Source organism: Citrobacter gillenii (assembly GCF_013337685.1).
Classification (GTDB): Bacteria; Pseudomonadota; Gammaproteobacteria; order Enterobacterales; family Enterobacteriaceae; genus Citrobacter; species Citrobacter gillenii.
In genome coordinates this window covers 323321-335967 of record NZ_SUQN01000003.1, presented here as the reverse complement: position 1 = coordinate 335967, position 12647 = coordinate 323321, and the positions used below count along the sequence as shown (strand labels likewise).

The 12647-nt window shown below is 46.4% G+C and carries 4 protein-coding genes; all 4 read right to left on the bottom strand.

Features of this window, described 5'->3' with window-relative positions; translation table 11 throughout:
* Position 1 precedes the first annotated feature (1 nt).
* On the bottom strand, positions 2-4000 hold the full coding sequence (drmA, locus tag FCH32_RS08880) for a DISARM system helicase DrmA (RefSeq protein WP_174360763.1): 3999 nt from the start codon (positions 3998-4000) through the stop codon (positions 2-4).
* A 75-nt stretch (positions 4001-4075) separates the two neighbouring features.
* Positions 4076-8128, bottom strand: a complete 4053-nt coding sequence (locus FCH32_RS08875; RefSeq protein ID WP_174360762.1) for an Eco57I restriction-modification methylase domain-containing protein — start codon at positions 8126-8128, stop codon at positions 4076-4078.
* On the bottom strand, positions 8125-11265 hold the full coding sequence (gene drmD / locus FCH32_RS08870) for a DISARM system SNF2-like helicase DrmD (RefSeq protein ID WP_174360761.1): 3141 nt from the start codon (positions 11263-11265) through the stop codon (positions 8125-8127). Before drmD ends, FCH32_RS08875 begins: the two co-directional genes overlap by 4 nt.
* A gap of 58 nt (positions 11266-11323) precedes the next feature.
* Positions 11324-12367 carry a DNA cytosine methyltransferase gene (locus FCH32_RS08865; RefSeq protein ID WP_174360760.1) on the bottom strand — a complete coding sequence of 348 codons (1044 nt, stop codon included), beginning with the start codon at positions 12365-12367 and terminating at the stop codon, positions 11324-11326.
* Between the last annotated feature and the right edge of the window lie 280 nt (positions 12368-12647).

Genomic DNA, 12647 nt, shown 5'->3' with positions numbered 1-12647 from the left:
TTCAATCCTCACCCTTCGTTGCGGGACGTGGCTTCCAATCTTTATCATCAGTGATATGGTTTTTGTTCATTATCAGTCGTACGCCCGGTTCGACTTCTCGCATTGACATTGGAACCGTCCAGTTATCCCACGGCTTCAGGCCTGGAGATTCAATTAAATTAACTGTCTTATCCTTTTCAGGCCCACGCTTTTCATATCCGAGAATTCTTCCGCCCATAGATGCTTTTTTTGCCCATTCGTCGGCACGCTCTTTCAATTCATTCTCTGCTAATTTTTTACGCGAGTTGTCTTCCGCAACATTACCTGCTCTTGTTGCCAGCACTTTGATGGCATTGCTGATCTCGAATTGATTAGACGTACTCAATTGGCCTGCGCCTTCATTCGGGTTGAATGCGTCATTCTCCAGACGTACAAGGCTTAACAGAGTCCCTGTTAAACCGCGATCCATAGCTCGAGGAGAGAATGGGGTGACCGATTGAGCCTCTACATGTTTGTAGAAAGTGGCGTGATAATGTTCAAATGTTTCATAGTGAGATAAGTCTCGCGGACGAGCCCATGTGAGTACGGTACAAACCAAACCAGGAAATGAGCGCCCCACGCGACTGGTAGCCTGAATATATTCCGCTGTTCCTTTGGGTTGACCATTCACTGCCATGAGACCAAGTCGATTGATATCAACACCTACTGACAACATGTTGGTGGCGAGTACGATATCAATGGCTCGAGTATCACCTTCCTGCCATCTGGTAACATATTTACCGGTAGTTGTATCAAATTCAGACTTGAATTTAACCTCTAAGTTATCAAGGTATTTAGGAATGTCTTGGCTAGATACGCGGGAAGTTAGTTCGCGAATGTTGCTTATACTGCGTTGTGCCAATGCGGGCCGCTCAACCATACTCATTTGGACCCGATAAGAACGTGTCTGCACATCATCCTCTGCCAGTCGTTTCATCCCACCTAATTCACGTAGCGAGTTGAAATAACCGACCATAGTCATGTAGGGATCGGCTGGTTCACCAAAGTGGTTAAATAATTCTTGTGCCGCGGTCAGGAAAGCGGTGTAAACGCGAATTAACATTGCAGGTCTTGAGCTACCGGGTGAACATACGCCGAGATAACGACGACCATACTTCTCTTTTATTGCACGTTGAACCGAGAAAAAGTTATCTTCAACATCCAATCCATGCGGCGGAAACACTGCTACTTTGCGCATGAAGACGCTGTTTACTTGTTCTTTAGCTTTGCGGACGGTTGCTGTAGAAGCGATGACTTTCGGTTTGACGGTCTTGTCATCAAGTGTCCAACTACACAACTCATCAACAGCGGTTTCATATAACCCTACCATCGTGCCCAGAGGCCCGCTGATGAGATGGAACTCATCTTGGATAATAAGGTCTGGTGGTCGGATAGGGCCGATAGTTTTCGCCTTAGTGGAAGGTTGCCCCTTGGAGGCTGGGTGATTGCCGTTGCAGTTGGCTCCTGGCCAGAGCAAACCATGCCGCGTACATTCCTGTCCCCCCCGGCCAAAGAGTGTCCGTACCTGACCGCGCCACGCCATCATGGCGAACTTGTCCACTGTGGCAATCATCATCGTTGGAGGGCGGTGATAGATCTCTTCATCCACTACCAATACTGGAATACCGGGATGTGATTGATTGCTTGATTTGCCCTTTGAAAAGTCACAACGCCCCTTTTTGTCACCGCAGTAAACGAAAGTTCGGCCACCCGATTTGTCCTTGTGAACCTCTACGTCCTGTCCTGGTGCTATTTCGGTACCACACCAAGGACAACTGGTTAGTTGGGCGGGTGAAGCTGCACCTGCATTGTACTTACCTGGATTGCGGGCATCTTCAACGGCTCGATGACTGTCATCGGTAGAACCCGGAGTCACCTTATTTCCGACCCAAAGACCTATAGTGAAAGGTTCTATACCAAGGGATTTATCTCCATTATCTTGTGCTTCGCGGCGCAATACTTCCATTGCGCAAATCAAAGCTGTCGCACGCTGAAACTGCTGCAGTGTTAGCAGGCGAAGTGTGTATCGCATGATAACGGCTAAGCCGCGTGAGCTATCATACCCGCCTAAATTACCCTGTAGACGCCGTATGGCCATAGTGAAGGCCGCTACACCTAAATAGGCTTCAGTCTTGCCGCCACCAGTAGGAAACCACAGTAGGTCAGCATAAGCATTTACAGGTTGTACTCGATCGGGATGGCACGGGTCTGCCAACGATGGGATGGAAAGCAACAGGAATGCCAACTGAAAAGGGCGCCAGGTACGGTTTTTTTCTTTATTATATTTTTCGACCGTAACATCTTTTCCACGACGTTTATCCAGTGCGTATAAACTGCGTATGCGCTGTGCTGCCATTGCCCGGTTAGCGAAACGGAAAGCCAGCAACGCTTTTTCATTATGTTTAAGTGTGTCAATACCTTGTTGCAGGCGGATAAGAATTTCTTTGCATCTATCCATGGCTGCTTGGGCTTGAGCGTCAAATCTTGTAGCCTTGGTTCCCATGCTTGAGTACTGCTCACTTATCCACGCATCGTAGTCCTTGGTCAGCATACTCAATGCATTAACGAGCGAATCTATATCCAAAGTCGCCAGTGTCTGCATATCAAGGAAACCACTACTTACCATTTTCTGCAGCGCTGGCCGATCAGATATATCAAGACCAGGCGTCTCAGTTCTTTGTACCTCGTACTGAGGCATCACAGTCGTACGAATTTCTGTCGCTAGTTCTACGTTATCCGCAGTTTCAGCATGTACCGCAACACCATGCCCTACTGCAAATTCTACGCGGTTCTGGTAAATCATTTCTAATGCTTCGCGTTCAGGATCCACACCGTCAGCATTCAGAACAGGTTTACGCCTAAAAACAAATGGGTCGACAGCATCTTGTATTGGTCGAGCAATCAATTCAGGTTGGAAAACCCATGCCGAGTCACGGTTAGAAGGCGGTTCTTCCTGATTATTGACAAGGAATAGTGTGACTAGCCGATCGCCATTCTCATTTTTGGGACGGATGGTACCTTGTATCAGGACTTCTGGAGTGGTGCAGTCTAGCGGTTCTGGTGAAATAACCCCTTCGGTAAGCGATAATACTCTTTTCCCACCACAAGGGATGCGCTGCCAGACTTTGGCTTTTGTCTGCTCTTCGACTCCTGTTTCCTTGTTTTTGCGAGTTCTGTAGATCTCATGATCTTCGCTGCGTTCGTAACGTCCCCAACGAGCTTCGATTTCGATTTGAGCAACATCGCCGTCTACACAGAAAGTCATTCCGAGGCTACTTGGTATCAATGATTGGTTGCTAGCGGCATCAATTTCTTCCGGTGCGTCAGGTTCTCCACGACCAGCTACTGTTGGAGAATTAACTTTTGTCGTCTGAGCTTTAACAATCTGGTCTCCAGCATCATCGTCTGCATTTTCTGGATCTACTGGAAACTCTGAGCCGCGTTCGGCTGCTTCACGTGGCGCAAGCTTACCAACCAAATAGCGGTCTCTCACTCCCATATCGACTATAAGTTCATTAGGACCGGCTGCCGGACCGAGCAAGTCATCCATCACAGCCAACTGCAGTAATTCACGGATGTATGTCTGATCTTCGATCGTTGGTATTTCAGCAATGCTCGTGTGCAGTACCTCGGGGAGCATTTCAATGAAATCTTTCCATTGAATGCGACCAGAGCTTCCTTTAGCAGGTAATTTGATGGAGGTCATACCAATTGAAACCGATGGCTCAACCTGCAACATTCGATCGAAAAAGAGTGTGGTGGTTTCGAGATCAGAACGAATACGCAGAATACGCCCCACTCGGGTGATATGACCTGTTTTGTCCAGGATCAATACCCAATCGTCATTGGATATACCTTGATTAAGGGGACGTCCACCTTTTAATAGCAGTGCAAAGGAGGCTAAGGCGGGATCTTTCACTCGGTCACGGTCAATAGCGAACCATGCATTAGGCGATATAGTTGATTTGCTTTTCTCTGTCATACGGGCTCCTTACCCAAAATACTGCCTTATACACGGTTCCGATGGTCTATTGGTTTGGGGACCTATTTTCTCTTATTACTTTGATCCTTTTCTTTGTTCTTCCTCATGCCGGATTCTGTTCAGGTTAGCCAAGCGATAGAGCAATTCTTCTCTGGCAAACTCACTGATGGTATAGCGAATATTTTTTCCTTCTGGTAAGTACGCCACTTCATGAAAATCATGGCTTAAGTCCAAGTCATCGAAACCATAGGCATGTAACACAGCTAGATTTATTTTTACTTGCAGTTTGCGTAATTCGCTGAGAGATGGAGATGATCTTTCTGGATTGTGGAAGGCATTGTAGAACTTGGTCATCCCTTGATTTTCATTCACCATATATGTCGCTCTTTCTTCGAAAAATTTTGCTCCCAAAGAAGATAGTAATTGATCGTTTTGATCTATAACATCTGGAGGAAAAGGAAATGTTTCGAAGATATCTCCGTGCGTATAACGTAAGTCTTGCTTCATTCGAGAACCATGTTCCCAAGCCCAAACCGCGTGAATATCGGATGACAGGCAAGCAAATAGTGAATAGCTATCGCTAGCAATTACACAGAGTGTATTAGCATAGATATATGTATTCGGTACTAGTGTAAAACAGGGATATTTTGTTGCACCTGTTGCAAAAACAATAACTCGCTTAAGCGGTTTAATATCATTACTCCAGCCCTTAGGATGGCTAATGAAGTTTGAACCTCTTCCAATTTTATGAAATAAAGCTGGTCTTTTTTCTCCATATTGCCACCACCGCTGTGGTAGAGGGCTTCTAAGCACATACTCACCATCTTTCTGACGCTGTCTTTCCGGTTTGACAAATTTTTCAATTAAATTGAATGCAGATGAATATTGCGTAGCAGCACTTTCATCAAGATCAAAGAAATTAATCACTCTTCGACTTGGTGCATGTGTTGGTGATTGATTCACCTCTTTCCCTATCAGATAGTCAAAAACTATCTCACAGGATTTGTCCCTTTCATCAACCCAATTTGTATAAGTTTCGTTGTCAATTAAAAATCCTTCGCCAAGAGTTATAACTCCCTGAAATACTAGACCACAACTATCCTTCAACTTGACAGGTCGCCAGTTTTCTCGCTGCGTTAATGCTGCACTAATGACTGAAACTTGATGATCTGAAATGTATAAAGGGCCGTTCCATTTTGATTTTGAAATAAACACACTACTAGTAACAACATTAGCTTTACCTGGCCACACTAAATTTGGGATTGCGCTATAAATTACTGAGCCTAAATTAAGTATTGAATCAAGCCCAACTTCTCTGGTATTTCCTTCTGATATGGTATTCACCGCGATCAACCCAAAGAATCCATGAGGAGCAAGTAAAGAATTAGCTTTAATAAAGAAATAGGCAACCAAATCAGCAGAACCCCGTTTTCCGCCAGCGATTGCGTTTACCAAATACTCTCGATAACAATCACCCATGGTACCAGTAATTTTTTGTCCACCTAAAAATGGTGGATTACCGACTATACAGTCAAATCCTCCGCAACGCTCAAACACCTCTGGAAACTCTAATGGCCAATGGAAAGGCTTACGAGATAGCTTGTCGGTGAGCAAATCAGTAGAAAAAGCAGTGATTGTCCTTTGTTGTATTAACACAAGTTGTTCGTTATCACCTTCCATCGCTTGCTCGGCTTGGATGGCAAGAGATACTAAAGCGGTTTCCAATGCTACGGCATTGCCGTTTGCTGCAAATACTTCCCCGATAAACGCATCTGCAATACGTCGCGGCACATCTAGTCTGAATTGAGCATTGGTGTTCAGTTGTGCCATAGACTCCACGTCGTGCACATCGCGAATAGATGTCTCACGTAATTGCTGGCGCAGCGCAATGGCTTCGTGTACAGCCTGCTTAATATCTTTGCCGAACAGACGCAGCTGTCCTTGAGTTGTAGGACTCATCGAAAGCTGGGTAAGCTGATCAATCCGATGGATACCAAGCAAACTGTCACCACAGCGTAAATTGTGGTCAAGAAACCCAAATGGTCGACCCTTAGCTAACGTTACTAGCCAGATGGAAAGCTTAGCAAGCTCAACTGCCAGTGGATTCAAGTCAACACCATAAAGGCAGCGTTCGGCGATAAGGCGGCGGGCGATGACGATGCGAGCATCGGTATCGCGTGGCAGTAGCTCTTTTGTGTCAGGCATCTCCAGTACGTAGCCGTCCTCACTCACCATTTTTCCTGCTTCTTCAGCCAGCGACCAAGCCTCAACGAGACGATCGGCCAGCCAGCGGCAGGCTTGTACAAGAAAAGCACCCGAGCCCATTGCAGGGTCACAGATCTTAATATCAAGAAGTTCGACGGGGGATTTAAGTTTCCACGCTTCACGTGGAGTACCTTCCACTGGCCCGATATAGACCATCGGTGTTAGCGTTTCAGTAACGATGGTTTCGGTAAGCGATTTCGGTGTGTAGTGAGTGCCAGTCTCGCGTCGATTAGAACCGCTGGTGACGATGAAAGCCCCGGCAGGATAGACCAAAGGATAACCCCAAGGATCGGTTCGAAGTAGGTGAACGTAGGGTTTGATTCGGTCGCGTAGTTGTATGTCGCCTTGGCAAGTTGTTAAGAGGCGATCGGCTAAGGTGTCATCGACTGTTTTAGTCAGATCTTTTCGCACCCTACTGACAGAACTACCAGAGCGTTCTTGCAGCAATTCGACCAAGCACTCGATACCATCCATGTTTGCAGAATCCAGCTCAGCCAATTTGACCCAAGGTGATTGCGCTTTTTTTGTTGCATCTAGTTCTAGCGTGACTTCACCGATGCGCCTGACTGTGCGTTCAAGCAGACCTTCGTAGACATAACCGATCTGTTCCACATCCAATGCGCGATAGGAAAGTGTGCGTCCCTGGAACTGTTGAATAGCTTCCAGTAGGAGCAGAACAGTACGGTTATCAATTGGCAATGGTTTAGCTGTATCTGTTCGCCAATTAGAACCTTTGGCCCTTCCCTCAAGGAAAGGGAAGTGGTCGGGATCGAACAGTGAGCTACCCAATGCGGGTAGACGCAAGTTCTCGTGCTCTACGCCGCAGTAAACTGCACGGAAGATTGCCAGCAGGCGTGACCAGGCATCCCAACGTCGTTCGAGGATTTCTGAAGACTCTTTACGTAACTGCATGCGTAGAGTGGAAATCGCATAGTTGGTCTCGTAGCGTTCGTCGCCCAAGAGTAGTAGTCCGCGCTCCTCAGCCGAGAGAAGGAATACTAGACGCATCATGACAGTCAGTGCGGCTTCATAAAGCTCGGTCTCTATAACGTTGTGCAGTAGTTCGCGATTACGATCTTGATCAGCTTTGTCGAGGGACTGTATTAATACTTCTACGGCGCGGCGGACTTGTTCACCTAAAGCGTCGGTCACTTCGTCTTGGTATTTCAGCGAACAGTCGAACAATGCTGGTAATTGTTCGGATTCATTAACGAAGAAACGACGGATTCCGAGCAGGTGCACAAAAGCTTGCAATGTAATTGGCTCTTGGTTCCATAGGCGTGCATACCAGCTGGCGAAGGAGGTAACCGCACCAACTGGCGCATCTACTAACATCCAGCGTTCACCGTTAGTCACTAACCCGAGACGACAATCAAGAGAGCGGCATAACTGGACCATGCGGTCTGCCGGGGTAGTTAGCCATCCATCCTGTTTCATCGTGGCCTCAAGATCCACGTCCGGTGTATAGGTGTGTATGAGCATCAATGGCTTGTTTGCACGTTGCTCATCAACAACGGCTAAATCTGGGTACTGGGCTACACCATGATCCGGTAGCACAGATTCCAGATGGTTTGCGCACCATTCAACGCGTTTTAGTACATCACTTTTACCATCTTCATCAAGATCAAGGACTCGAGATAGGACCTCATCAAGCCATGCATAGTGCAATTCAATTAACAGAGGATCTTCCTGTTCCAGCGCTTCACGCCATTCATCATAGGCCTGGCGTACCCGTTTGCGTTTGATTCCGTTGAGTTCTTCTAGCCCCTGAGGGAAGGCTTCCATCAGTACGGGAATTGCGAGAAAGGGTCCTGAAATGTCGATCAGTGATAGCCAATCGGCGTGTAAATTAGTCAAACTCATGCTACACCCCTCTGAATAGTAGATTCAGGAACGAGAAAAATGACTGCAACTGGGAAAGTGCGGTCATCAATTTTGGTGTAGCGAGTTTCAATTGCTTGTATTTCCTGTTCGCGCTCTGTCGGTATGCGTGCAAGACGAGCTTCCAAGGCAGCATTATCACGTCTGAGTTGTATTCGTTCATCTTCTGAGAACAGTGAAAACTGCATAGGTTGTTGATCTTTCGCCAACTCAGCAGTAATAGTTCTTTCAAGTTCGTTGAGAACATTACTGATATCAGCCAATTCACGATCTTTACGGGTCTGAAGGGTATTAGTTAGGTTTTGCAGACGGTCTTTTGATCTTGCCTCAACAGACTGAAGAATGCTGTTTTGTGCACGATTAAAACGAACGCGGAAGGCATCAAATAGCGCAAATTCAGTGGTCAATGATTTAGCTTGTTCGAACCATTGTTGAATTTTGTTGACGCCTTCTTCACGTCGAAAGGCTTTGTCACCAAGATAGCCCCCCGCTACTGTCAACTCTTCATGAAGTCGATGGTGATTACCCCCAGTGATGACCAATCGTGAGACGACGGCCACAGCAGGACTATTAAGTAATGTGTCTGGTACTGAGCGTACTGTAACTCGATGCAAGTTCTTTACATCATCATGTGCCCACACCTCGGCTCGTAGTAAACGCAGGCACATCTGCACCAAACGGTGATTCAAGTGGACCAATACGACATCATCGCGACCTTTAGCCACTGAGTGATCAAATGTTATGGGGCGAATCTGCTGGGTGTAGGGGTGTCGCAATCCTTCAAGACAGCGTGCCCATGTACCTGACAGTGCAGGCATCTTGAATATAGAGCCAGCAGGCAAATCCGGTAGCTCAAAAGGCTCTAGATTTGGACGGCCTGCAAGTGTGAGACCGGTATTAACGGCCATGTGGATATGTTCAGGAGTAAGATGAAAATCATGCTTAGCAGACAAGAGTCGATCATGTAGCTTAGCAATTCGTTCTTTAAGTTCGCGCTCAGCAGTAATGAAGCGTCTGGTTTTTGCGATTCTGGATTCTGCTAGACGAGTATCAATTTCTTTGATAGAGCCTTCAATCAAACCTGACATTTGTGGTGCGATGACTGGATTGACACTGCCCATGTCTGCTCGCATTGATTCGAGTTTCCGTAGAGCTCGAAGGATGTCGTCACCGTGACCACCGATACGAAGATCACCGTTTTCACTTCCATCCACGGGATGCCAGATCACGACTTCTTTCTGGCGCTGTCCGTGGCGATCGATACGTCCATTGCGTTGTTCCATTACATTGGGATTGTAAGGAATCTCTAGATGTATCAGGTAATTACAGTAATTCTGCAGATCGATACCTTCTGAAGCAGCATCAGTAGCAAGTAGGATGCGAACGGCAGATGTTTTAGGTGATGTCTGGAATGCTGCTTTGACTTTCTCGCGTTCATCCTGCGCCATGCTTCCATGAAGAATAGCCAAGCGCTCGCCACCAAGTCCATGGCTGGCAAGAATCTCGTGCATCCATTGATGAGTGGTTCGATATTCGGAGAACAGAATCACCCGGTGTTCATTCCAATGACCATGTGTTTTTAAATTTGTGTCAATCCAATCAAGAACACCCTTAGCTTTAGCATCTACTTGGTACTTGGCTATTTGTGCCCATTGGCGCAGATCATTCAATAATTCTTTCTGGTCGGGCGTGAGCGGTAGGGTGTGACGAGAGGCTTCTTCAACGGCCTCTGCTTGGGCATTTTCTACCTCTTGATCGTTGGCGTAATCCTCTTCAGCCCGAAGAATTGCTTTGCGCAGAATACGCTCTGCCATAGCGTTCTTGTCACTGGTTTGCTTGCCATGTGTTAAAGTTGCTATGTGTTTTTCAAGCGTGGATGCGAAGGCTGCAGGTGAGGAAAATAGTCGTTTCTTCAGCAGCTGATTGACAAAGGCAGTCCCAAAGATTTTATTAGATTTCTCTGCATCTTGTTCTCTGCTTTTGCAGTATTCATTTAGTTTATCGTGGATAGAGCGCTCTTGTGCTGAGTATGCGACGGATAAGGCTTCGAGTTTGCGTTGAGCGTAGAGCAGCTTACCCTCTGAATCGACCAAATCACTTTTGAGTCTACGTATCATCACCTGATTCAGCTGTTTCTCGTCTGGAAGTACGTTCCTGGCAAAGCGTTGATCGTCCAGCAGTTCTAACAAAGAAGTGAAAGATTCGGTATAGCCATTATGTGGTGTAGCGGTTAGAAACAAACGATGCTGGAAGTGAGGGCTGATCGAGCGGATGAATCGAGTCCTCTGACTTTCCATGGCGTAGCTTGCTCCACCTACTGGTGCGATGTTGTGTGCTTCGTCAATGACCAGCATGTCAAATTTGCGTGGATAGCTGGTCTTTAGGGGGAGAACATCACGCATGGCGCGTAGGCCTTCGCCGCTCTTGGCCCAGTCCATCGAAGTGATTAACCGTGGATGCGATGTCCACGGGTTGGCATGAATTCCTCGTTCACGCCTTAATCTCTTGATATAACTGGTATCGACGATATGAAATTCTAGACCGAATTTTTCCAGCATTTCCATACGCCACTTCTCCTGCAACGATGCAGGACAGACAATCAAAACCGTACGAGCACGATGTCGAAGTAACATCTCTTGAATGATTAACCCAGCCTCAATGGTTTTACCAAGGCCTACGTCATCGGCGATGAGTAAATTGACACGAGCCATGTCAATTGCACGAACCAAAGGATCCAGTTGGAAGTCCTCAATGCTGACTCCACTACGAAATGGTGCTTGTAAGAAATTACGGTGGTCTGCTTTGGTCACTGCCCCCCAGCGCACAGCATCAAGAAAGGCTTCCAGGGTGTCAGAGTCATCAAGGCCAGTAATTGATGGCAAACCAGCGCGTTCAATTACTTGAGCCCCTGGTTCAATTTCCCAGATGACCTCAAGTAATTCCCCTAAACCATCTTCATCAATAGAAGAAAGAGTCACTGCATGCTGCTGAGATGAAGCAGTTGGTAATTGAGAGGATGCGACTTCTACAACGATCCATTGGCGTCGGCGAACTTCAACGAGCTGTCCTGGCTCAGGAGTACTTCTTTGGACCTGGTTTATTTTATTCGAAATATCCATACATTATTCAGATTCCGGTTCACTATGCCCAGTAGCTGGTTAAACGTTCTCACTTCGTTCAGGCTAAATTCACATCACTAAGGTGTGCATTGATACTACGAGCGATTGCCTGACCAAGCTTCACAGGAACAGCATTACCTATCATACGCCCCAGAATTCTAAGACTTACTTTTTGTTCTTTGGGAACAAATACATAGTCTTGAGGAAAACTTTGTAGGATAGCGGCTTCCCTCAAAGAGATTGCCCGGTCTTGTTCTGGATGGCCAAAGCGGCCGTTCCCAAAGCCATAGCACTGCGTGGTCATTGTGGGAGCTGGTTTATCCCATTCCATACGGCCATAGACACTTGAGTATGTTTTGCCTCTATCGGTGCGATGGCAGTCAGCAACTAGATGCTCTGGCCAATCACGCCACGTCCCACCGGGTTTAGAAGCTTTGATACGTTGTAGGTTTTTCACTGACAACGTTGAAGTAACATGCAACTTGTCCCCAATGTCTGACTCACCAGCTTTTATAGCAGGTAAATTTCTAATTGCTTCCCGTACTGTAATGGGTTGAATGCAAGTTGACTCAGTTAGCTTAATTTCGCCATGTAGTGAAGCGAGTAGAACCATGCGTTTGCGCGTTTGGGGAACACCATAATGCGTACAATCGATCACGCTATACCACACATGGTAGCCAATGCGTTTTAAGGTATCGACAAAGTCGTTGAAAACTTCATGTTTTGCAACGGAAGGGACATTCTCCATGGTGATCAGATCTGGGCACGTTTCCTCAGCCAAGCGAGAAAACTCGTACAATAGCCCCCATTTCCCATCCTTACCACCATGCTCATAGCGTCTTGCGTAGCTTGAGAACGGTTGGCAAGGTGCACAACCTGCAAGAATCCTCACATCTGAATCAGCGTAAAGCTCATTTAATTCTGAAGATGTAAAATCGCTTACACTTTTTTCAATAAATTTTGCTTGATTATTAGTCTCATAGGGAAACTTGCAGGCAGGATCAATATCAATACCTGCGACAACAGGTACTCCCTCAAGCACAAGACCATGTGTCAACCCGCCTGCACCACAAAATAAATCAACACAAGATACTTTCTTCATCTAATAATCTTCTCGTTCTTAAAGGAAATCAGCTGACTAGCTGTTAATGAAATCATGTACTTATCTCATTTCGGCTTAACTTCGCCGGCGTTTTCACTGAGTTTAGGTGTTAACTTATAACGATTTCCAAGCTAATCTGTTGAAGCTGCCCATGATTTAGATTTTGAAGGTATGATCTCACGAACAGTAAGTCACGTAAACGCTTGTGTATTGATTAGTCTTGGCTTTGACAAGGAGGGAAGGGGACGCTTAATCTTGATTACAGATGAAAGCATTTTCT

What these genes read in the sequence shown, in the direction of transcription:
- drmA (WP_174360763.1), bottom strand. Translation starts at nt 4,000, where the DNA reads ATGACAGAGAAAAGCAAATCAACTATATCGCCTAATGCATGGTTCGCT.
- FCH32_RS08875 (WP_174360762.1), bottom strand. Translation starts at nt 8,128, where the DNA reads ATGAGTTTGACTAATTTACACGCCGATTGGCTATCACTGATCGACATT.
- drmD (WP_174360761.1), bottom strand. Translation starts at nt 11,265, where the DNA reads ATGGATATTTCGAATAAAATAAACCAGGTCCAAAGAAGTACTCCTGAG.
- FCH32_RS08865 (WP_174360760.1), bottom strand. Translation starts at nt 12,367, where the DNA reads ATGAAGAAAGTATCTTGTGTTGATTTATTTTGTGGTGCAGGCGGGTTG.